Genomic DNA, 20,776 nt, shown 5'->3' with positions numbered 1-20,776 from the left:
TCTCAGGGTTCGATGAAACATATTGGGTGTCAATGGTTCCTCCAAATCCTAAAATTTGCTTCGAAAACAACATTCATAAATAATGAAGGTAGTTTAAAAATAGATTCAATAAAGAAATGTAAAATTGGGGGTATTGACATTGGAAATAGGAATTAGTACTTTTGTTGAAACGACACCAGATCCTCGTACAGGTGAGGTCATCAGTCATGCACAAAGAATTCGTGAAGTTGTAGAGGAAATTGTTCTTGCCGATCAAGTAGGCTTAGATGTATTCGGTGTTGGGGAGCATCACCGGGAGGATTACGCTGCATCAGCACCTGCTATGGTTCTTGCAGCCGCAGCACCACAAACAAAGAAAATCCGTTTAACAAGTGCTGTAACCGTGCTTTCTTCTGATGATCCGGTCCGTGTGTTTCAGGATTTTGCGACACTTGATGCTGTTTCAAATGGGCGTGCGGAAATCATGGCTGGAAGAGGTTCTTTTATCGAATCTTTTCCATTGTTTGGCTATGATTTAAAAGACTATGATGAGCTTTTTGAAGAAAAATTAGATTTATTGCTTCACATTCAAAAGTCTGAGAAAGTGACCTGGCAAGGAAGGCACAGACCATCCATTAACAACAGAGGAATTTACCCGAGACCTGTTCAGGATCCTTTACCAATCTGGATTGGGAGTGGTGGAAATCAAGAATCAGTCGTTCGCGCAGGTCTTTTAGGATTACCACTAGTGTTAGCGATTATCGGAGGTAGACCGGTTCAATTTGCACCACTAGTTGAACTATATAAGAGGGCTGTTGCTCATGCGGGGCATGATTTTTCAAAATTAGCCGTCGCCTCTCATTCCCACGGATTTGTAGGTGAAACGATGGAAGAAGCAGCTGAGAAGTTCTTCCCATCAACTCAGCAAGCAATGAGTAAATTAGGACAAGAGCGTGGTTGGGGTCCTTATACTCGTGAAAGTTTTGATTTTGCTCGAAGTTTTGAAGGTGCATTATATGTTGGTGATCCTGAGTATGTTGCCAATAAAATCATTGACTTACGAAAAAATGTAGGGATTACCCGTTTTATGCTGCATTGCCCAGTTGGAACAATGCCACATGAAGATGTTATGCGTTCAATTGAACTATTAGGAAAAGAAGTAGCACCGCGTGTCAGGGAAGAAGTCGCAAAATGGGAAGCTGAGAACGAAGCAAAGTAAAAAAGATGGAAAAAAATGAATGAAAGATGAAATATTTGGGATATTACTACCTGAGGTGAATAATATGAAAAAATTAGTAGTATCCCTGCTAACTCTTGTCATCTTTTTCCCATTCCAAGTTGGAGCACAAGCAAATGTTGAATGTCCGAATGTGAGTCAGTTAGAGAATACCTCTATACAAAATAAAGATGAACTCATTCAGGCATTAGAAACCATTATTCCTCGTACATTTGGAGAAAGTGATTACGGAAATCATTTTTCTGATTGGGAAGTTGTTACAGCGCAACCTTTAGATGAAAAAGTTGCGAAGGAATATCAAATGTCTTCCAATTACTGTGGACAAGAAGTCGCAGATAAGTCATGGCTAGTGACATTGCATTTTCCTAGATGGGAAGGAAAAAGTGACATCGCTTCAGATGGTCAAATCTTTGTATCAAAAAGTAAAGCAAACGGTTGGTTCGTCTGGTACAAAAATCAATAAACATGATTGAACGAAAGAAAGCGTTAATCCGAATAAGGGATTAGCGCTTTTTTGGATGATTAATTCCGTACTTCACAAACTATTTTAGGTGTTGTATTTGGAAAACTTTATTAATCAAATGACGATTAAATTTTTCGTTCCATGACTGTAGAAACTTCTTTAAAACCAAGTTCTTCATATATACTTTTGGCACGGTTTCCTGAAAATACATTAAGTTGAACTTTATTCAAACCTTCACTTTTCAAATAGATGAAAGCCTCATTACATAGAGTCTTAGCTATGCCTTTATTACGATAATTGGGCAGGACGTATAATTCAGTTATTATTCCAATCATTTCATCCGTATTCATATCAACTGAACTACCGACTCCGATCCAGCCTAGAACTCTATTATTTTCATGACAAATCAAGTAATATCCACCATTGGATAGAAATGGTGTAATTAATTCTAATGCCTTTTTTCTCCTCTGTTTAACATGGCCCATCGTGGCTTCTTTCAATACCTCCAAAGAATGACTGAGTATTCTTTGTGTTTCTTCGTAAGTTGCTCTTCGAATCTGCACTGTTACCCCTCCCTTGTAAGCCATACAATTATTTATGTTTAGATTCTTAAAATATGCAAAGTATACCTGTACTACTAATAGCCATATTCAAAATATTGCATTACCACTTTCACCGTTATACAAATTTCCGCGCTTGTCTTAGGACATCTGACCTCTGCGAAATTCAAATTCTAACATAAGATAATTCTATTAACGGGTTTGGGGGTGAATATCATGTCTGTCGGATATTATCATTCTTTATGTAATAGATACAGAGGAAGAGCTGTTGAAATAAGATTGCGGGATGGAAGAGTCCATCGTGGAGTTATTCATCGTGTAACTGGTGACCGAGTATTTCTCCGCCCAATGGGTCCACGAAGAAATCTTGGTGGATTCGGCTATGGCTATTATGGTGGGGGATTTGCTGGTTTTGGAGTTGGTTTTGCTATCGGTGCAATTGTGGGTATTACCCTACTAGGGGGACTCTGGTGGTAGGTAACTAATAGTAAAATGCAACTGATAAATTACGTTGAAGGACACTTCAAACCATAATGAGACTGAAATGTCCTTCAATGATAAATGTATCTATTAAAACTTTATAAATAGGAAATAACGAAGAAAGCGGGGAGATGGAAAAATGGTTTACGGGCGACCAAGACGGTCTTTTCCTTCCAGACCTTACAATGTAGGCAGACAACAAAGGCCTTACGCTAATTCTCAGCCATCAAATATTTCGAGTCTAATGTCACACTTTCAAACAACCGATGGAAAGCTTGATTTTAATAAAATCTCTACTACTGCGGGACAAATGAAAAAGATATATAGTCAAGTGACCCCCTTACTATCCATGTTTTTGAAAAAATAAAGAATAGGTGGATTATTTATGAACTACACATATCTCGATAGTCTAGCCACATATGGGGTTGGGGGTGCTCACCCTGGAGGTTTACAGCTTACTAAACAACTACTGGCAAGGGAAAAAGTGAATCGAAAATCAGCAATTCTTGATGTCGGCTGCGGGACCGGACAAACAGCAGCATATATCTTTATGCAATATCAATGTCATGTTACAGCCTTGGATAACAATAAAGTGATGGTTGAAAAGGCGAAACAAAGATTTCGCTCTTTGCACTTACCAATTAATGTCGTTAAAGGGCAGACTGAAAATTTGCCTTTTAAAAATAAGGTGTTTGATTTTATTCTCTCTGAATCAGTAACAGCATTTACAAATATACCTGTAAGCATCTCAGAGTATAAAAGAGTATTAAAACCAAATGGTGTACTATTAGCGATTGAGATGACAGCTGAGCCAGTTCCCTTTACAGCTAAGGAAAAACAGTTTATTTGTAATTTCTATGGCGTTTCCGATTTATTAACAGAGTCGGACTGGCGTAATTATTTTCGAAAATACGGTTTTCGCCATGTGACAGTTGAAAAACACAAGCATCATTTTGTTCCTCAGAACGTTATGTACACCAATGATTTTATGCTTTCAAATCAAATACATGAAAAGCATTATGAGATTCTTGAGCAGCATCAACAAATTGTAAGTAAATACAAGGATAAATTAAACTTTAGAGTATATAGGTGTACAGTCTAATTCCATTTCACTAGAAAACGCTTGGAAAACCAAGCGTTATTTGTGTGAGGAGATTTATTTTTGCTACAAGTGTGAGAGTAGTCGTTCATAAATTGAATAAATGCATGAGATAGTGTTATTTTTTTCCTTCCATTGCTACTGCTGTTTGTTTAACCATTTGATGCCCAAATACTGCAACGCCAGCTGCAATTACTCCATTGTAGACAGCTTCTGCTGTTAACCCAAAGAAAAAGGCACCCCCCACTAAGGAAACTCCTAATAAGATCCATGTGATAGACCAATTTGGAATGGAAGGAGTTTGTTTTAAGAAATAACCAATAACCCATAACAAGGGAACCATCATATAATAATTTTCATTTAAAAATTGTAGCAAGTCCATGGTTGTCACCTCCTTCAATGCATCGTATGAACGAGAAGAACAAAGTGCTTGTTCATATATCCTAATTTTAAAAATATTTTCGTGAGTGAATACTCACTTTATATTGACTTATATAAACATTGGAAGGATAATGTGAGTAATCACTCACTTTTTTCTGAGCAGAATTTCCCTAGTGGGGGTTAAATGTAAAAGGGAGGTATTTTAATGACCAATACGGTGGAAATTGAAAAGGTTAGCAAAAGCTTTGGAAAAAAAGTTGTGTTAAATGAAATCAACCTTACCATCGAGGAAGGAACAATCTATGGATTTATTGGCCCTTCAGGAGCGGGTAAAACGACATTGGTGAAAATGATAGTTGGGATGGACTCACCTGACGATGGATCCATTCATGTGTTAGGAAAGAAAATGCCGAATTTGGAGTTGTTGCAGGATATTGGGTATATGGCCCAATCAGATGCACTATATACAGAGTTAACTGGGAAGGAAAACCTCGCATTTTTTGCTTCACTTTATAAATTAAATCGAAGTAAAACAAAAGAACGAATTGCATATACAGCACAACTCGTTAATCTAACAGAGGACTTAAATAAAAAGGTATCAGCCTATTCTGCTGGGATGAAACGCCGTTTGTCATTAGCTATCGCCTTAATTCAAAACCCGAAAATGCTCATTTTAGATGAACCAACAGTGGGCATTGACCCCGAGCTAAGGCTAACTATTTGGAATGAATTAATCCGCTTGAAAAAGGAAGAAGGCAAAACGATCATTATCACGACACATGTTATGGAAGAGGCGGAACGCTGTGATTATATCACAATGGTCCGGGATGGCCGTATTTTAACAAGAGGTACGCCAACAGAATTAAAAGAAACATATCATGCAAGTAATTTTGATGAAGTATTTTTACATGCGGGGAGGGGTAGACAATGAGAATCATCGCCCTCATAAAAAGAATCTTTCAGCAGCTGCTTCGAGATAAACGGACATTAGCTCTATTATTTGTTGCGCCGCTATTAGTCTTATCCCTTATGTACGTTATGTTTAATGGTGATTCTATAGAACCTACATTAGGTGTTGTTAAGGTTGATGAAAAAGTGGTCACAGCCTTAAAAGAGGTCGATATTCAAATTGAGGAATTCAACCACTCAAGTAATCCTAAACAAACAATACTAGATTACAAGCTTGATGGGTTACTTGCAATGGAAAACAACAAGCTCATTCTAACATTAGCAAACAGTGACCCAAGTTCCGCCAAAGCCTTGCAAATGAAGGTAAATCAAGTATTTGCTTCGCAGTTCCAGAAAAAAGTGGTACACCAGATACCAACAGTTGGTGATTTACCTCAAGTCAATCTAGACATAAACTATGTGTACGGAAATAGTGACACTATATTTTTTGATGTGCTTAGTCCAATCTTAATTGGCTATTTTGTCTTCTTTTTTGTATTTCTAATTTCAGGAATTGGATTGTTGAAGGAGAGAACATCAGGTACCCTAGAGAGATTGATGGCAACACCTATTCGTAGGGGAGAAGTTGTAACTGCCTACCTAGTTGGCTTTGGAGTATTTGCTATCATTCAAACAGTAATTGTTGTGTTCTTTACCATTCATGTATTAGATGTTGTATTAGTAGGCTCAATATGGAATGTCATTCTAATTAATTTATTGCTTGCTTTAGTTGCCTTATCATTAGGCATTTTACTATCTGCATTTGCTGCCTCGGAATTTCAAATGATTCAATTTATACCGATTGTCATTATTCCGCAAATATTCTTCTCAGGCATTTTTCCCCTTGAGGGAATGGCAGATTGGCTTCAAGTTATTGCAAAAGTCATGCCTATTTATTATGCTGCAGATGCATTAAAGGGAGTCATGTATCAAGGCTTAGGATTCATTGATATACGTTTGGACCTTTTAGCATTAGTCATATTCGCTACTATTTTTATTATATTAAATGTATTTGCGTTGAAAAAATATCGCGCATTGTGACCAAGGAAGTGAACGGAATTTGTCTAAAGAAAATCTATTAGATGCCATAATTGAACAATCAAAATTATCCAAGAAACCAACTGAAAAACAACAAAAAATCGCTGAAACAGCCATCAAAATGTTTGCGGAAAAAGGCTATGCAAATACTTCAACAAGTGAAATTGCAAAAGCAGCAGGAGTAGCAGAAGGAACCATCTTTCGACATTATGGTACAAAGGATAATTTATTGCTGTCCGTCATCCTTCCATTTTTAAAAGAGGCTTTACCAGGAATGGCTGAAAATGTCTTTAAAGAAGTACTAACGGAGGAGACACCTCATTTTAGAGATTTCTTAAAAGGACTATTCAAAAATAGAATTGAATTTGTGATTGAAAATAGAGAAATCTTCCAAATTATTGTTAAGGAAATCCTATACACTGATTCACTACGACAGGAAATCGCTCCTTTTTTCGCAGATAGTGTCGTGAAACGAATTAATCAGGCAATTGAGTTGTTTAAGGAACGTGGAGAAATAAAGGATATACCAACGAATACGTTATTGAAATTAATTATGACGACATTCGGTGGTTTCCTCGTCACCCATTTTGTTCTTTTACCAACCAATGAAAAAATGGATGTTGACTATGAAGCAGAAAACCTTGTTTGTTTTATGGTGGATGGAATCCGAAACTAAAAAAGCCTTGCCCGAACAACATGTTGGGCAAGGCTTTATTTACATGGACATTGGTACGGATTGACTTTTTCTACCTGCAGTTTCTTTCTTTCCATGCACAAAGAAGTAAAGAATAATGGTTGCTAATGCAACAAGCCCTAATAGTGAGTATAGCTTGCTGTAGCCTGTAAATGGAACAAGAAAACCTAATAGGTAAGGACCAAACCCAAGACCTGCATCTAAAAAGATATAGAATGTGGAGGTCGCAAGCCCCATTCGATGTGCAGGAGTTAACTTGATTGCAACAGCTTGAGTACATGATTGCATATTCCCAAATCCAAGCCCGATAAGCGCACCAGAAATAAGAAGTGTGGTACTGTTATGTGCAATACTTAAAAGAAACATCCCTAAAGCTAGAATAATAAAAGCTGGATACATGACATAGTTTGCACCTTTACTATCCATTAAGCGTCCAGTGAAAGGACGTGAAACGAGAATCGCAATTGAATACACAAGGAAGAAAAAGCTTGCTGCAGTTACTAAATCAATTTCAATCGCATAAAAATTAATAAACGAAAGAACACTTGCATAACAAAGCGAAATTGCAAAAGTAACAATTGCAATCGGGAGTGCTTTCGGTTCCACATAATTCGCAATTGAAAACCCTTGTTTCTCTTGATCTTGATTTGATTGTAGTTCAATTGGTGGCACATAAAGAATGAGTGAAGTAAGTAAACTGATGACCCCAATCGCAAGACATAGACCGAAGATAACCTGGTAGCTAGTATGCTGCGACATAAATAATCCGATAAATGGACCAATTGCCGTTGCTAATGTAGCACTCATACTGAAATAACCAATTCCTTCACCTCTACGTTTAGATGGAATAATTTGAGCAACGATTGTACCAGTTGCTGTGCTGGCGATGCCGAGTGTGATACCGTGAATAAAACGATTGATTAGGAGAAACGTAATTCCGGCGTGTACGAAGTATAAGAAGGTTGTGATTGTAAATAGGATCAATCCGATAAACAGTGTTTTTTTCGACCAATCATATCGATATAACGACCAATTAAAAGTCGGCCAATTAACGTTCCGACAATAAATATTCCTGTCACAAGACCCGCCTGGCTAGTGCTAGCGCCATATTCATCAACTGCATACACCGCAATGATCACAACCAATAGATAAAAAATAAAGGTTAAGAAAAAGTTGATGGAGGACACAATAATAAAATCTTTCGTCCAAAGTTTTTGATTATCCAAGTTGAAACTCTCCTTACATAAGTAGATTGTTACGAATTGCTTTCATAACATGTATTGCTTCAAGTAGTTCCTGTTCAGAAACACCCTTTATGATTTCCTTTTCAAATTCATCAACTGTCTCCCGGACTTCTTTGTACACTTGTTGACCGAGAGAGGTAAGCTGCATTCTTTTTTCCCGCCTGTCTTTTCCAGGAACGTGTTTCACATATCCAAGTTCCTCTAAGCGGTTAATGGTTCTTGTAACCGTTGGCTTTTCAACACCGAGGTAATTAGAAATGTCAACGAGTGTTGGGGAGCCAATGTTTACAATGTAATATAGAATTGACCATTGTGCCCGGTAAAGCTGATGTTTACCAAGTTCTACGTTCAGCTTACTTTCAAAAGGGCGGTATAATTGTGTCAGTTGTTGGAAGAACAATTGAAAAGTCTCGATTGGAGATCACTCCTTTTAAAATAGTTACGGAAGGTAATAGTTACCGAGAGTAACCATTTGATAATAGTATCAGAAATCATTGTAATAGTCTATGGTAAAAATAATGAAAAAAAGCGTGTTATATCTGTTTTCAGTATACACGCCATTTTTATAAATAATTTCTATCTACGAAGAGCCAAGTGCCTGACTTTCGTGCTCATTGACCCTGCTGATAAAAATTAACGCGAGTATCAAACTACCTGCTGCAGCTAAAAACAATACACTAAATCCAAACAAATCGATCAAATAGCCAAGCGTTGGTGGTGAAGTGATGGCTGCCAATGATGAAACTAAATAATACAACCCTGTTCTCGTTCCGAAGCTTTTTGCACTTCCTGTGGAAACAATAAACGGGTATGCATTTATGTTCACAAAAGCCCAAAAAATGCCTCCTAAAAATAAAATGGCCCTTAGGTAAATAACCGATTCAACCCAATTTAAAAGTAAGAAAGAAATGATTAGCCCAATAACCCCTGCGATAATTACATTTTTCTTCCCAATTTTTGCACCTAAAATGCCGCTTGGAATTGCAAAAACTACAAAACTTAGTGAAAAAAAGGTCAACGAAAACGCGGAGGCGCTCCTTGAAAGTCCTAATTCGTTCACTCCATATAGTGTAAACAGAGCTTCCATGCCTTGAATCGCAATAAACCAAAAAAAGATAGCGGCTAACAGGAAGAGCGTAGAAGCGTTCAATTCTTCCCTATAATTTATTTTTGGGACTGTTGTGTCTGTATAAGAGAGGGCATCACGTGGTTCATTAATATTTTTATAAACAATCCACAAAGTGATTAAAAAGGTGACCGAAACGGCAAGAAAAGGGAGTGCTTCATTGAGACTGAATAAAAGCGAACCGATGCTAAACGCTAAGATTGCACCACAGCCTCCCATAAAATTAATAATTCCATTTGCTTTTGTCTGTTCCCGTTCAGGTGTGATATCCGGCATTAATGCAATTGTTGGTGAACGAAAGATGGCCATTGACAAGTTCATACATAACATAAAAATGAGTAAGGATACGAGTCCTGTGTGGAGGGGAATGAGAGTGTAAAAGAGTGCTGCAAGTGGAACACCAACAAGTAAATAGGGCATTCTGCGCCCGAAACGAGTTCGGGTTCGGTCACTAAGTTGCCCAATATATGGCTGTAAAAAGAGAGCAATATAATTATCAATAGTCATCAAAAATCCTATCAAAGCTGTACTCGTAATAAAATTATCAAGAAAAAATGGGACAAACCCATTATATAAAGACCAACCAAGACTAATGCTAAAAAAGCCAAACCCTAACAGCCAAGTTTTTTTCATAAAGGTTCTCCTCAATGTAAAATCAAAACGTACTACTAACTTATGCTGAGGGATAGTACTTTTTGACTGTATTTGAACGCCATTCTTTTTGAACTGTTTCATTTGTTTAAAGCGTGAAAATAATGTATCGTATGTAATATGTGATTTCAGACAAAAGCAAGATAGAAAGTGGGGATATGAAATGAAAGAACGAAGTCTTATCTTTTTTGACATAGATGGAACACTCTTAAATCATAAGAAACAACTCCCAGCATCAACAAAGGATGCGATTTTTACACTTAAGAATCAAGGCCATGAAGTGGCCATTGCAACAGGTCGTGCTCCTTTTATGTTCGAAGACCTCCGCGAGGAGCTTGGAATTGGCACATTTGTTAGTTATAACGGCCAATACGTTGTGTTAAACGGAGAAGAAATCTATACGAATCCGTTAAATGAAGAAGCCCTTATCCAGCTTACGGAAAAAGCACTTGCCAATAATCACCCTATCGTCTACATGGACCACGAGGACATGAAGGCAAATGTTCCGGAGCACGAATTTATTACAGAAAGCATTGCAACCTTGAAAATTAAAAGTTTTCCAACCTATGATCCAAAGTATTATGAAGGTCGTAAATTGTTCCAATCTCTATTATTTGTTCAAGAAGGAGAAGAGGGGCAGTACGAAAAAGAGTTCAAGGCCTTTGATTTTGTACGCTGGCATCCGGTCTCTGTTGACGTCCTTCCAAGTGGGGGATCAAAAGCGAAAGGAATCGAAAAGCTTGTTAATCAATTAGGTATCCCAACAGAACGCATTTACGCCTTTGGTGACGGATTAAATGATATCGAAATGCTTACCACAGTTCAAAATAGTGTTGCTATGGGGAATGCACTTGACGAAGTAAAAGAAGTGGCAAAATACGTAACCAAATCCGTTGAAGAAGATGGAATTTTACACGGATTAAAGATGGTAGGATTACTATAGGAGAAAGAGAAGATCGAGATTACCTCGATCCTTTTTTTATATCGACTTTTAAGAAAATTAGGAATTCCATTTTAATCCGAGCTTGTTTACTTTATAATAGAGATATAATATTTCGATTTACGAAACATATAACGATTGAAAGGGGAAATTTCCAATGGCTTTAATTCGTTCTGAAGTACCTGTTGAACAAACGTGGAATCTACATGATTTATTTGAAACTGATGATTCATGGGAGAAAGAGCTTGCGTCTGTTGAATTTGACATCAAAACCGTAACCCAATTTAAAGGGAGTGTTGGCAAAAGTGCTAAGAACTTGCTTGATTGTTTAGTTGCTAAAGATGCGCTACAGGAAAGAGTTATGCGTGTTATGAGCTATGCAGATTTACATATGTCAGTTGACGGTACGAATTCTTCTTATCAGGCAAATGCTGCCCGAGCTGCATCTTTGGTTTCAAGTGTAAGTGCGAGTATGTCGTTTATCAAATCGGAGCTACTTGCACTAGATTCAGAAACCATTCAATCATACATAAAAGAGGAACAAGGATTACAGGAGTTTAAGAAAACCTTATCAGATATATTGGAGGCAAAGGAACATACACTATCACCTGATGCTGAGGAGGTGTTAGCAGCATTCGGTGAGGTAATGGGCTCACCTTATTTGATTTACCAAAGAAGCAAAACCTCAGACATGGAATTTTCATCATTTACGACGGATGATGGGGTTGAACATCCCTTAACTTTTAACTCGTTCCCGAAATATGAGGATTCAGCGAATACGGAATTGCGCCGTAAGGCATCTGCTGCTTTTGCTGAAAGTCTGAATAAATATAAAAACACATATGCGGCAACATATGCCACAGAGGTAAAAAAACAAGTGATTGAAGCACGATTACGTGGATTTGAGTCTGTAACAGAAATGTTGTTGGATGAACAACAGGTTACAAAGGAAATGTACCATAACCAACTACATACGATTCAAACTGAATTAGCACCACACATGCGTCGCCTTGCAAAATTAAAGAAACGTGTTTTAGGGTTAGAGAATATGTATTACAGTGATTTGAAAGCACCACTTGATCCGGATTTTGACCCTGAGGTAACATATGAGGAAGCGTCGAAGCTTGTCCTTGAAGCTTTACAGGTAATGGGACCAGAATATATTGAGATTATGGAGGAAGGGATTCAGAATCGTTGGGTTGATCGTGCTGACAATGTTGGAAAACGATCTGGTGCATTTTGTTCAAGTCCTTATGGCGCCCATCCCTATATATTAATGACATGGAGTAATTCAATGCGTAATACATTTACACTTGCCCATGAGTTAGGACATGCGGGACACTTTGTGTTAGCGGGTCGGAATCAACGAATCTCAAACACTCGCCCTTCACGATATTTTGTCGAGGCACCATCAACAATGAACGAAATGCTATTAAGTAGACATATTCTTTCACAGTCAAATGATGGCAGAATGAAGCGTTGGGTGATTTTACAATCATTAGGAACCTACTACCATAATTTCGTAACACATATTCTTGAAGGTGAATTGCAGCGCCGTGTTTACGAATTAGCAGACAAAGGAACTCCAATAACTGCAAAAATTTTATGTGAACAAAAAACGGAGCTTCTGTCTTCATTCTGGGGTGAGGATGTAGAAATGGATGAATTAGCTGCCTTAACATGGATGCGTCAGCCACATTATTATATGGGCTTATATCCATATACGTATTCAGCAGGTTTAACAGCTTCCACTGCTGCTTCTCAAATGATTCAAGAGGAAGGCCAGCCCGCAGTGGGGCGTTGGCTCTCTGCTTTAAAAGCGGGTGGAACACTGAAGCCACTCGAGTTGATGAAGCTTGCAGGTATTGATATGTCAACATCAGCACCTATTAAAAAAGCAGTTGCTTATGTTGGTTCATTGGTAGATGAGCTTGAAAAAAGCTTCGAATAAAACTTTATCCTAGTCATTTTGATGGCTAGGTTTTTTTATGTGTAAAAACGTGCTTAGGACATATCCTAAGGAAAGTTGAAATTTTACTGTTTGTACAATGATTCATCTGGTAGGCTCTGTAGTACAATGGTAGTAAAAGACTCAGATACTATAAAATGGGGGATTATCATGGACGAAATGGAAAAGCATTATTCAGACGACAAATTCTGGGAAAAGCTTAAAAAGTTCGCATTGAGAGCTGGCCACTCTGTCGTATACACCGCACTTTTGCTTTACTATGTATTGCAAAAGCCAAACCTACCTACGAAAGCTCGGGTCACTATTCTTGCTGCGTTAGGATATTTTATTTTTCCTGTCGATCTCATTCCAGATCTTGCCGCGGGGATTGGTTTTACAGATGACCTGGGAGCGTTAGGTGTTGCCCTATTCCAAGTAGCTATGCATATTGATGAAGATGTCAAAGCAAAGGCAAAAGCAAAGCTAATTGATTGGTTTGGCGATGACGTTGATACTTCAGATGTTGATGAAAAGCTTTAAATGTTTTTGCGATGTTTGTAAAGAACTATTCACATCATTTTGCTGTGGGCAGTTCTTTTTTTATGGTGATGGAGCGTGGCGTTCTCGGTTCATAATGTAATATGCCTTTCTCTTTAAGGCGATCAAGGTATGCTTTGATTGTGCTTGTTGAACTCACAGATGTACAAAGTCTTGAAAGTTCACGCATCGTTGGAGCTTTGTTATGCTTTTTCATATATTTTTCGATTTGTTGGAGTAATTCCTGTTCGGTATATTCCATTCGCATTTGTAGAGTTCTAATTTGCAAATTTAACAACTCCCTTTTTCTTTGGTGCAGCAGCTGACAAAATACTATCTATTTTAAAGGTTCTCTTTTTGTTTCGAAGTAAGCAAAAGGCTTTGATTGTACCTTCATTGATTTCCAAAACCTTTATATGGCGTTGCGTTAGAATCCCGTTTTGAGACATATAGATGATTTCGATTGGTGTATGCTGTAGCATGGCACGATGTAAAATCCCGCGCATATCATCATCTCCTTTTTTATATTATACACGAACATACATTCTATTATCAACCAAAATAAGAACGTTTATTCGTATTTTTATGATGGATTAGTGTATTTGTTATATTCGGGGAAGTAAAAATGCCGGTTAGCGCGTGAAATAGGTATACTTCTGGATAAAAATAGGGAGTGAACGCATGGAAGGGATATACGGTAGGATAAAAATAGAGAGTCCTAGACCAGGAAACGTATGAAGGGGTACGTGGTTGGATAAATGAAAAACACCAGGCTCAATAACCTGGTGCAATTATGATTTAGAAGATAGGTTTTGAGAAGGGTCTGCAATTCTTTTTCCCTGTACGCCGTTTGATTCAAGCAAGGCAATGATTTTTTCAAGATGTTCTTCTTTTTCTACAACTACAAAATTAATGAATGGGAATATTCCTTTGACCTTAATTGTTAATTTGTAGCTGAAATTTATACGGTCATCAATGCCATATAAATCATGCCAGCGGACAATTCGCTCGACCTTATATTCTTTCACTCGACTGTAAGAAAAATATCTGCCCTGTAAGATAATTCCCTTTGGCAATAAAAACAGGTTGCCACGGTGGCGAACGGCACTGATGATGACAAAGAAGAGATATGCCATCGAAAAAAAGGAAGATCCTAAAAAGTCAGTAGTAAGTACGACTATCAGTAACCCCAAAAGAATCACAATGGCTACAAAAGTACCCCAATTTACTAATTTGTAAGACCTTGTTGTTTTAGAAAGTGGTTCCATTTCCATCTTTTTGTACTCTGTTGGGAGGAGGATGCCGCGGATTTCCTCTTTCGTTTGTGGGAATAAGGCTTCTTTCGAAAGGTCAACGGCCTTTTTGAGACTGAGTCGGTATTGAATTAAATAATAGATACCTAGGATAAAAATAATGACAAAAAAGATATTAAAAAACAAATCATCACCAACCTTGGCTTTTACATTATTTTCTATATCTCTATTTTTTCACAAAGGTAGACTTTTGAAAAGGAAAAAAGGCCACAACATTGTGGCCACAGACTGTTGACAAACGCTCGCATACTGCGTTGCTTGCCTCCCTCGTCCGCTCATGAAGGCAACTTCTATTCGCGTCTTCGCTCAGCTGCGCGCCTTGTCTGACAAGCGTTCGCAAGACAGTCTGGGAATAGAATTTAAATTTTGATATCCTTAATAGTTCATGTAGACAAAGTCAGCACTGACTTTGTCTACATTCTGAGGCCACAACATTGTGGCCCATCATGATTACTCGACGTGTTTTGCTTCCTCGACAATATGATATAACAAATGAGCGAGGTGATGGATTGGTCCATATTCTTGCTCTTCTTCTTCAGATTCCTCGTCTGAGAACTCAAGGTCATTAAGATACAATGCCATAAATTCATAAAAATCCTTAAGCTCAAATGAGAAACAGTATGTAGGCTCTTCACTTTCTTCTTCGTATTGAAGTGCGAGATAGTGCAAATTTCCTTCTGAGTCTGCTCCATCGAAAAAGACAAAAAATCCAATATTCGTATCAAGCTCAAAAAGGTGACGAGTGCCGCCTTCTGTTACTCGGTTAAAATCCTCTTCGCCAAGAATATCGACCTTCATGGCTTCAATTGCATCTTCCTTATGAAATGAGACATTCATTGATTTCATCGATCACACCTCCTTAGTATCTTCTATATAATGCACTAAAAATATGAAAAGTAAAACAAAATCGCTGAAATTTCCTTGATTTTTAAGTTTACTAGATTTTTAGGTATAGATATATAAAACCCTGTCTATCCTTGTTAAAGAGGTGAGGGACAGATGAAGATGACAATGGCATTAATCTTATCGATAGGAATATTAGCTGGATTTTATTCAAATAATCAGGATGAACTTATTCAAAAGAATGACCTAATTGATATGAAAGAACTTGCTCATAAGAATAACGTTGAAATACAATCATGGATGGCCTTGTCACGCGGTACAATTGGACAAGTTAATGATGTGAAGGAAATGGAGAATCAAATTGAAACATTCATGAGTAATCATGATTCATATAGCTGGAAAAGTATTCTTGAAGAAGAAAACAGCCATTACGTATGGCAAGGTAAAAAAGAGAACGAACTCGGAATTACAGAGTCAATTAAGCTAAAAGTATATAAATCAGCTGGAAAATTCAAAATCGCGATTACCAAGGAAGCCCAAGGGAAGGAACTTACAGCTGAGCAAATCAATTGGGTAAGGGAATCGTTCAAAGATAGCACTACCTTTTATACCATTTCCGGTGTAATGAAGTCTAAAGGTAGTCAATTGAAAGAGATTGCAGCAATGATGGTAGAGGACGCTAACGGCAAAGCTGTGGAGCAACTTCAAGAAAAGAGTTTTGTCTCCGTTTCGGCTTACTCTACTCTTTTTGAATCCGAGTTATTGACTGCAAAACAGGAAAAAATCAACTTGCAGGTTGGTTTAAGGGAAAACGTTGAGCAAAAAGGAATCGACGTGACGATTGGGACACCGATTATTATAACGGAATATTGACACCAGGAGGCTTGGAACATTTCCAAGCCTATTTTTGTTTACATAAATTTTACATAATCTTATTACTCCAAGGAAAGCTCACACTTTATAATATAAATAGACATCCCGTTAATTTTGTACAAAAGGTAGGAGCCCATGAAGACAAACCATTTACGTAATTTCATACAATTTCTTGTTTTTTTAAGGCTGTTTTCGTAAAGTTTGTTGTTTTTTATAAAAAACAAAGTATTATACTATAATGGTATAATAAAGATAAAAAGGAGGTGGCTTATTTGGTAAAAAACTTACCTTTGCTAATGGCAATGATGTTAATTGGAGTTAGTACCTTAACAATCGGCTTAAATACACATTTACCAGAATTCATAAAATTGCCCCTATTAATAGTAAGTTGTGTTTTGAATGTCTGGAGTATGATGGGTTTAATTTTACACGTAGGTATGAAAAAACTAAGCAAGAATTGATATTTAAACAATTCCCCTTAGTTGATTGACTGTTATTTTATTTGATTTTTGGCAGGTAGAAATAAGCATTTGGTTGACTCGTTCATCAAATGCTATTTTTTTGCCCAGCTCCAACCATCTGAACCAATAAAGGTAATTATCAAGATATTTTGTTGCAACGCCTTGAAATCGTTCCATCCAAGTTTTTAATCTGTTGTGAAAATTATTAACGTGCTGAATGTGGTAGATTCCTTTCTTTACACGTTGTTTTTGGCGTTCATTGATGGTTTCGTGTTGTAACCCTTTTAGTTTGGCAAACTTTTTATAATTCGTTGCTGTATCTGTGCATAGCAAAGCAGACGGGTGAATATACTCACCTATCACAGTATCAATTTCTTCAGCTTTTACACGCCCTGTTCCTGCTTTTCGAGCAATCCACTACCGTTGCGGTCTTGTGCTACTACAACAGCAATTTTAAGGTTAGAAATACCTCTTTTCTCGTCTTTTTCACCACGCTTCTTAGGTTTTCTGTGGGTGATTTCTCTACCTTTCATAGACTCACGAAAGAAGGTTTCGTCACTTTCAACGATACCCTGCAATTGATTAAACCCAAGACTGCCTAATGCGTTCAAGATTTTATGTCTCCAATAGAAGGCGTAGAGATATGAATTTTCAAGCGTTCAGCGATTTTTGGCAAAGTATAACCTTCGACCATCAGTTCAATGTATTTCACCCACTTTTCAGGGTAGCGAGAGCCTGAAAACGGAGTGTTCGTCATATCGTTGAAAGACTTCCCACAATCATTACATAGATAGCGTTGTCTGGAACGATACTTACCGTTCCGTTTTACCGATGTGCTTCCACAATGAACACAACCTAAACCAGAAGCAAATCGGGCTTCACGAATGCTTTTGAGTAGTCTCGTAATTTTGTCTGGTTCATCTGGAAACAAGTCTTGTTTCATCGCATTAAATAACGCCATTTGCTCAGATTTGGTTAACTCGCTGTAATCTTCATAAATATCTTCCCACATACTTGAACGCCTCCTAAAACCCCATTATATCGACCTTTTCATAGTGTGGTCAAGAAAGCCACAATCTATACGAAAACAGCCTTTTTTAAAAAGGAAAAGGGGCGCATTATACCAAGAATACAAACGAGACGAAGAACTTAAGACACTCATGCATAAATCAAAAGTGAAAACCGTGTTTCAACCAATACTCTCACTTGAGGAAGGCTCTACTGTTGGATTTGAAATATTGAACAGACCTGAAAGTACAGTTCATTTTCCAACAACGGAAACCTTTTATGACTATGTAGGGGAAAGCTCTTATGTAGTTAAAGTAGAACAATTCTTACGAAATCTCTCTATCGAAAGATTTGCGGAGCAAGTCAAAAACCAAAGTGGCAATCGCGATCCGCTAGTATTTCTTAACATTCAAACGCAGGTATTGGCAGATCCTTGTTGGCGGAGTGGGATTACGCTTGAATTGCTAGAAAAATACAATTTATCTCCAAACCAAATAGTATTAGAATTAACAGAAAAACAATCTGTTATAAACTATCATCAATTTAAAGAATTAATCGAGTATTATCGGCAACAAGGGTTTCGCATTGCAGTTGATGATGCCGGGACTGGATATAATAGCTTACAGACACTTGTATACCTTAAACCGGAATTTATTAAGCTCGATAAGTCACTTATTCGGAATATAAACAGTCATCGAGAAAATCAACACTTAGTTGAGCTTTTGGTGAAATATGCAATGCAGGTTGGAACGACAATTATCGCCGAAGGCATTGAAACAGAACATGAGCTTGAATATTTGCAAGACATTGGCGTACACATGGGGCAAGGATATGCACTAGGAAAACCAATGCCTGAGCTGCGATATGGAAGCGTGCCTAAAGTAAAGATGTTTCATCAATTAGCGATTACTTTATAAAAGAGAAGACTCTTGACCAAATCCAGTATTTCGTCTAAGAGTCTATTTACATTAAATTTCATACGAATTGGCACAGGAGCAGGTCTGTGCCAATTTTTTATATAAAGTATTATTGACAATGAGAATGATTATCATTATTATTAAAATAAGTGAAAGTGATTATCAATATCATCTTTGGGGGAGGAGGACTGTTTATGTTAGATTCACTATTTTTATCTTTCCGTGAAGGACTTGAAGCAGCATTAATTATTGGAATTATCCTTATAACTTTAACGAGGCTTGGCCGAAACCATCTTTACAGAGCGGTCGTGTCAGGGACTATTGCGGGAGTAGTAGGAAGTGTAGTACTGGGCTTTATCCTTTTTCAATTTGCACAAAGTATTTCACATGAGGCAGAAGAGATTTTAGAGGTTTCCATGATGTTAGTGGCATCTGGACTGATTGCTTATTTTATCCTATGGTTGCATCGTAATCAGCATGTAACAACAGAGCTAAAAGAACAGGTTGCCAAGACACAATCAAGAATTGGTTTATTTCTATTAGCTTTTTTATCAGTGGCACGTGAAGGAATAGAACTAGTCATCTTTAATTTAACCAAAGTAACGGAGGCAGCTAGCACCGTTGTTTTAGGAAGTCTTATTGGAATCATAGCTTCTATATTTATAGCTATTTTACTGTTCAAAACAACGATAAAATTAAATCTTGGCCTTATCTTTAAGGCGTTAGGCCTCATTCTTATTCTAATCGGTGGTGAAATGTTTGCAGAAGGTATCATCGAACTTATTTCTGTAGAAACAGAAGTCATTGAAATTGGTTTAATGGCATTGTTCATAATTCCTTCTTTCTACATCTTATTTAAAAATGATTTGTCTAAATGGATGAAAGCTAATACTTAATGCCTAAATAATAAAAAGGAATATATTTGGACGCAAATAACCCTATAAATGGCGTGCTAAGATTGAGATTAGCACGCCATTTCCATAAGACGAAAAGAATCTTAAACCAGACCCTTTATGTTTAAACAAGGGTCTTCTCTTTTGTTCGCTCTTCAAAATCATCCAATGTAAGATAGATGCTGTTTGTTATTGATTTGCAGTAGCTTTTTAATTTTGCAGATTCCAAGCTTAATTGTTCAAGCGATGTGACGGGTCTCTTTTTATTTTGGATGATCGCAATGGAGATACTAGCCAAGGGTAGTTTTTCGGGGATGCCTTGCCTATTTTTCCCAGACACATAACCATTTCGAATATCCTCCTGTGAATAGAAAATACGTAGTGAGTCAGTAAACCGTTCAATAATGTTTTCACATATTGCTCGATAATGATGATGTGGCAGCGTAACAATAAAATCATCTCCACCAATATGTCCTAAAAAAGAAGGTTCATTGTCTGTGGTCATGATTGCTTCAGAAAGAATGATAGCTGTTTCCTTAATTAATTCATCCCCCTTTGAAAATCCGTATGTATCGTTAAAGGATTTAAAAGAATCAATATCGATATATAACACACTAAACTTGTTATAGGTGAGGACCTCCTGCAAGGTCTCTTTGATTACATTGTTACCAGGTAATCCGGTTAATGGGTTAGAGTATCGTGCATTTCTTATCTGAATCTCTGCAAGCTTCATAATTAGTTCGCGAATGCTAACGGTTCCAAATAAGGTATTTTCCTTTGTTACGATTACGACATCATATAAATGCTCTAATTTCCTACTCATTGCAAGAGAACTTACTTCCGTTAAAGCTAAACTATAATCCACAATTAAAATTTCTTGGTCCATTACGAGATCAATCGTTCGTTTCATAAAAAGGTCAAACCCATACTTGATAGAGAGCCTTTGAAAAAAATGGGTTTTCATTACGAGTCCTACCGGTTGTTGTCGGTCCGAGCATACAACTACTCCCTCAATGGCAGACTCTCTTTCGAAGATTGAGTACACTTCCTCACATTTTGTTGAAGGAGACACAATGAAACTCTCTTTCGCTATTTCTCCTATCACAATTTCCATTTAAAAGCCCATCTCCTATACTATTAATT

At 37.4% G+C, this 20,776-nt stretch carries 23 protein-coding genes and 2 pseudogenes; 14 read left to right on the top strand and 11 right to left on the bottom strand.

The features are described from left to right. Nucleotides 1-139: 139 nt before the first annotated feature. Entirely contained in the window at nucleotides 140-1,198 is a 1,059-nt protein-coding gene (locus BTHG_RS17140; RefSeq protein ID WP_010677968.1) for an LLM class flavin-dependent oxidoreductase, read from the top strand. 64 nt (nucleotides 1,199-1,262) lie between these two features. Continuing rightward, on the top strand, nucleotides 1,263-1,679 hold the full coding sequence (locus tag BTHG_RS17135) for a hypothetical protein (protein ID WP_026021870.1): 417 nt from the start codon (nucleotides 1,263-1,265) through the stop codon (nucleotides 1,677-1,679). Between the two features lie 125 nt (nucleotides 1,680-1,804). Here the strand turns inward: BTHG_RS17135 and BTHG_RS17130 are convergent, their stop codons facing one another. Further along, nucleotides 1,805-2,242: a GNAT family N-acetyltransferase gene (locus BTHG_RS17130; protein WP_010677966.1), complete on the bottom strand. Its 438-nt coding sequence runs from the start codon at nucleotides 2,240-2,242 to the stop codon at nucleotides 1,805-1,807. A gap of 213 nt (nucleotides 2,243-2,455) precedes the next feature. On the opposite strand from BTHG_RS17130, the gene BTHG_RS17125 reads away from it, so the two are divergent. The 3 genes from BTHG_RS17125 to BTHG_RS17115 all read left to right on the top strand — a co-directional run bounded on the left by BTHG_RS17125 (nucleotide 2,456) and on the right by BTHG_RS17115 (nucleotide 3,821). Then, the gene (locus BTHG_RS17125; protein ID WP_010677965.1) at nucleotides 2,456-2,716 is read left to right on the top strand and encodes a hypothetical protein; all 261 of its coding nucleotides are present in this window, start codon (nucleotides 2,456-2,458) and stop codon (nucleotides 2,714-2,716) included. A 142-nt stretch (nucleotides 2,717-2,858) separates the two neighbouring features. Next, nucleotides 2,859-3,086, top strand: coding sequence for a YppG family protein (locus tag BTHG_RS27975; protein ID WP_010677964.1), 228 nt, complete (start codon nucleotides 2,859-2,861; stop codon nucleotides 3,084-3,086). An 18-nt stretch (nucleotides 3,087-3,104) separates the two neighbouring features. Then, a complete protein-coding gene (locus BTHG_RS17115) occupies nucleotides 3,105-3,821 on the top strand; it encodes a class I SAM-dependent methyltransferase (protein WP_010677963.1) in 717 nt (238 codons plus the stop codon). A 115-nt stretch (nucleotides 3,822-3,936) separates the two neighbouring features. Here BTHG_RS17115 and BTHG_RS17110 read toward each other — a convergent pair whose 3' ends face one another. Continuing rightward, complete coding sequence (locus BTHG_RS17110) at nucleotides 3,937-4,200, bottom strand: phage holin family protein (protein ID WP_010677962.1); 264 nt, start codon at nucleotides 4,198-4,200, stop codon at nucleotides 3,937-3,939. Between the two features lie 204 nt (nucleotides 4,201-4,404). Between BTHG_RS17110 and BTHG_RS17105 the strand changes: the two genes are divergently transcribed. Genes BTHG_RS17105 through BTHG_RS17095 form a run of 3 tightly spaced genes read left to right on the top strand, consistent with a single transcriptional unit; the run spans nucleotide 4,405 to nucleotide 6,861 of the window. Continuing rightward, nucleotides 4,405-5,130 carry an ABC transporter ATP-binding protein gene (locus BTHG_RS17105; protein ID WP_010677961.1) on the top strand — a complete coding sequence of 242 codons (726 nt, stop codon included), beginning with the start codon at nucleotides 4,405-4,407 and terminating at the stop codon, nucleotides 5,128-5,130. After that, nucleotides 5,127-6,188, top strand: coding sequence for an ABC transporter permease (locus BTHG_RS17100; protein ID WP_010677960.1), 1,062 nt, complete (start codon nucleotides 5,127-5,129; stop codon nucleotides 6,186-6,188). Before BTHG_RS17105 ends, BTHG_RS17100 begins: the two co-directional genes overlap by 4 nt. 19 nt (nucleotides 6,189-6,207) lie before the next feature. Continuing rightward, nucleotides 6,208-6,861, top strand: a complete 654-nt coding sequence (locus tag BTHG_RS17095; RefSeq protein WP_010677959.1) for a TetR/AcrR family transcriptional regulator — start codon at nucleotides 6,208-6,210, stop codon at nucleotides 6,859-6,861. 39 nt (nucleotides 6,862-6,900) lie between these two features. On the opposite strand, the pseudogene BTHG_RS25230 reads toward BTHG_RS17095, so the two are convergent. The 3 genes and pseudogenes from BTHG_RS25230 to BTHG_RS17080 form a co-directional block, all read right to left on the bottom strand. Then, nucleotides 6,901-8,105, bottom strand: a pseudogene (locus tag BTHG_RS25230) (MFS transporter). 13 nt (nucleotides 8,106-8,118) lie between these two features. Beyond that, nucleotides 8,119-8,523 carry a MarR family winged helix-turn-helix transcriptional regulator gene (locus tag BTHG_RS17085; RefSeq protein WP_010677956.1) on the bottom strand — a complete coding sequence of 135 codons (405 nt, stop codon included), beginning with the start codon at nucleotides 8,521-8,523 and terminating at the stop codon, nucleotides 8,119-8,121. 180 nt (nucleotides 8,524-8,703) lie between these two features. After that, nucleotides 8,704-9,882, bottom strand: coding sequence for an SLC45 family MFS transporter (locus BTHG_RS17080; protein WP_010677955.1), 1,179 nt, complete (start codon nucleotides 9,880-9,882; stop codon nucleotides 8,704-8,706). A 181-nt stretch (nucleotides 9,883-10,063) separates the two neighbouring features. Between BTHG_RS17080 and BTHG_RS17075 the strand changes: the two genes are divergently transcribed. From BTHG_RS17075 to BTHG_RS17065, 3 genes are all read left to right on the top strand, one after another. Then, on the top strand, nucleotides 10,064-10,843 hold the full coding sequence (locus tag BTHG_RS17075; RefSeq protein ID WP_010677954.1) for a Cof-type HAD-IIB family hydrolase: 780 nt from the start codon (nucleotides 10,064-10,066) through the stop codon (nucleotides 10,841-10,843). 154 nt (nucleotides 10,844-10,997) lie between these two features. After that, nucleotides 10,998-12,791 (top strand): oligoendopeptidase F, encoded by a 1,794-nt coding sequence (gene pepF / locus BTHG_RS17070; RefSeq protein WP_010677953.1) that lies wholly within the window; start codon nucleotides 10,998-11,000, stop codon nucleotides 12,789-12,791. A 168-nt stretch (nucleotides 12,792-12,959) separates the two neighbouring features. Further along, a complete protein-coding gene (locus BTHG_RS17065) occupies nucleotides 12,960-13,328 on the top strand; it encodes a YkvA family protein (RefSeq protein ID WP_026021868.1) in 369 nt (122 codons plus the stop codon). A 34-nt stretch (nucleotides 13,329-13,362) separates the two neighbouring features. Here BTHG_RS17065 and BTHG_RS17060 read toward each other — a convergent pair whose 3' ends face one another. The 4 genes from BTHG_RS17060 to BTHG_RS17045 all read right to left on the bottom strand — a co-directional run bounded on the left by BTHG_RS17060 (nucleotide 13,363) and on the right by BTHG_RS17045 (nucleotide 15,484). Next, complete coding sequence (locus BTHG_RS17060; RefSeq protein WP_010677951.1) at nucleotides 13,363-13,614, bottom strand: LexA family protein; 252 nt, start codon at nucleotides 13,612-13,614, stop codon at nucleotides 13,363-13,365. Beyond that, a complete protein-coding gene (locus BTHG_RS17055) occupies nucleotides 13,604-13,831 on the bottom strand; it encodes a hypothetical protein (RefSeq protein ID WP_010677950.1) in 228 nt (75 codons plus the stop codon). Before BTHG_RS17055 ends, BTHG_RS17060 begins: the two co-directional genes overlap by 11 nt. Before the next feature lie 285 nt (nucleotides 13,832-14,116). Beyond that, nucleotides 14,117-14,764: a hypothetical protein gene (locus tag BTHG_RS17050; protein WP_010677949.1), complete on the bottom strand. Its 648-nt coding sequence runs from the start codon at nucleotides 14,762-14,764 to the stop codon at nucleotides 14,117-14,119. 324 nt (nucleotides 14,765-15,088) lie between these two features. Beyond that, nucleotides 15,089-15,484: a hypothetical protein gene (locus tag BTHG_RS17045; RefSeq protein ID WP_010677948.1), complete on the bottom strand. Its 396-nt coding sequence runs from the start codon at nucleotides 15,482-15,484 to the stop codon at nucleotides 15,089-15,091. Between the two features lie 153 nt (nucleotides 15,485-15,637). On the opposite strand from BTHG_RS17045, the gene BTHG_RS25940 reads away from it, so the two are divergent. Then, the gene (locus BTHG_RS25940; protein ID WP_010677947.1) at nucleotides 15,638-16,354 is read left to right on the top strand and encodes a YwmB family TATA-box binding protein; all 717 of its coding nucleotides are present in this window, start codon (nucleotides 15,638-15,640) and stop codon (nucleotides 16,352-16,354) included. A gap of 464 nt (nucleotides 16,355-16,818) precedes the next feature. On the opposite strand, the pseudogene BTHG_RS26340 reads toward BTHG_RS25940, so the two are convergent. Next, nucleotides 16,819-17,827 (bottom strand): annotated as a pseudogene (locus BTHG_RS26340) (IS1595 family transposase). Nucleotides 17,828-17,870: 43 nt separating this feature from the next. Here BTHG_RS26340 and BTHG_RS17020 point away from each other — a divergent pair. Then, nucleotides 17,871-18,740: an EAL domain-containing protein gene (locus tag BTHG_RS17020; RefSeq protein ID WP_269719507.1), complete on the top strand. Its 870-nt coding sequence runs from the start codon at nucleotides 17,871-17,873 to the stop codon at nucleotides 18,738-18,740. A 194-nt stretch (nucleotides 18,741-18,934) separates the two neighbouring features. After that, nucleotides 18,935-19,636: an FTR1 family protein gene (locus tag BTHG_RS17015; RefSeq protein WP_010677941.1), complete on the top strand. Its 702-nt coding sequence runs from the start codon at nucleotides 18,935-18,937 to the stop codon at nucleotides 19,634-19,636. Nucleotides 19,637-19,757: 121 nt separating this feature from the next. Here BTHG_RS17015 and BTHG_RS17010 read toward each other — a convergent pair whose 3' ends face one another. Next, nucleotides 19,758-20,747 carry a GGDEF domain-containing protein gene (locus tag BTHG_RS17010; protein WP_010677940.1) on the bottom strand — a complete coding sequence of 330 codons (990 nt, stop codon included), beginning with the start codon at nucleotides 20,745-20,747 and terminating at the stop codon, nucleotides 19,758-19,760. Nucleotides 20,748-20,776 lie beyond the last annotated feature (29 nt).

This window comes from Bacillus timonensis (assembly GCF_000285535.1).
In the GTDB taxonomy this organism is placed as follows: domain Bacteria; phylum Bacillota; class Bacilli; order Bacillales; family Bacillaceae_L; genus Ferdinandcohnia; species Ferdinandcohnia timonensis.
The sequence above is the reverse complement of the archived record's forward strand: the minus strand, read 5'-3'. Positions and strand labels throughout refer to the sequence as shown.

Excerpts from the sequence above, each read along its gene's own strand:
- BTHG_RS17045 (WP_010677948.1), bottom strand. The coding sequence starts at position 15,484 with ATGAAATCAATGAATGTCTCATTTCATAAGGAAGATGCAATTGAAGCC.
- BTHG_RS17065 (WP_026021868.1), top strand. The coding sequence starts at position 12,960 with ATGGACGAAATGGAAAAGCATTATTCAGACGACAAATTCTGGGAAAAG.
- pepF (WP_010677953.1), top strand. The coding sequence starts at position 10,998 with ATGGCTTTAATTCGTTCTGAAGTACCTGTTGAACAAACGTGGAATCTA.
- BTHG_RS17115 (WP_010677963.1), top strand. The coding sequence starts at position 3,105 with ATGAACTACACATATCTCGATAGTCTAGCCACATATGGGGTTGGGGGT.
- BTHG_RS17100 (WP_010677960.1), top strand. The coding sequence starts at position 5,127 with ATGAGAATCATCGCCCTCATAAAAAGAATCTTTCAGCAGCTGCTTCGA.
- BTHG_RS17075 (WP_010677954.1), top strand. The coding sequence starts at position 10,064 with ATGAAAGAACGAAGTCTTATCTTTTTTGACATAGATGGAACACTCTTA.
- BTHG_RS17125 (WP_010677965.1), top strand. The coding sequence starts at position 2,456 with ATGTCTGTCGGATATTATCATTCTTTATGTAATAGATACAGAGGAAGA.
- BTHG_RS17110 (WP_010677962.1), bottom strand. The coding sequence starts at position 4,200 with ATGGACTTGCTACAATTTTTAAATGAAAATTATTATATGATGGTTCCC.
- BTHG_RS17105 (WP_010677961.1), top strand. The coding sequence starts at position 4,405 with ATGACCAATACGGTGGAAATTGAAAAGGTTAGCAAAAGCTTTGGAAAA.
- BTHG_RS17080 (WP_010677955.1), bottom strand. The coding sequence starts at position 9,882 with ATGAAAAAAACTTGGCTGTTAGGGTTTGGCTTTTTTAGCATTAGTCTT.
- BTHG_RS17010 (WP_010677940.1), bottom strand. The coding sequence starts at position 20,747 with ATGGAAATTGTGATAGGAGAAATAGCGAAAGAGAGTTTCATTGTGTCT.
- BTHG_RS17135 (WP_026021870.1), top strand. The coding sequence starts at position 1,263 with ATGAAAAAATTAGTAGTATCCCTGCTAACTCTTGTCATCTTTTTCCCA.
- BTHG_RS17055 (WP_010677950.1), bottom strand. The coding sequence starts at position 13,831 with ATGCGCGGGATTTTACATCGTGCCATGCTACAGCATACACCAATCGAA.
- BTHG_RS27975 (WP_010677964.1), top strand. The coding sequence starts at position 2,859 with ATGGTTTACGGGCGACCAAGACGGTCTTTTCCTTCCAGACCTTACAAT.
- BTHG_RS25940 (WP_010677947.1), top strand. The coding sequence starts at position 15,638 with ATGAAGATGACAATGGCATTAATCTTATCGATAGGAATATTAGCTGGA.
- BTHG_RS17015 (WP_010677941.1), top strand. The coding sequence starts at position 18,935 with ATGTTAGATTCACTATTTTTATCTTTCCGTGAAGGACTTGAAGCAGCA.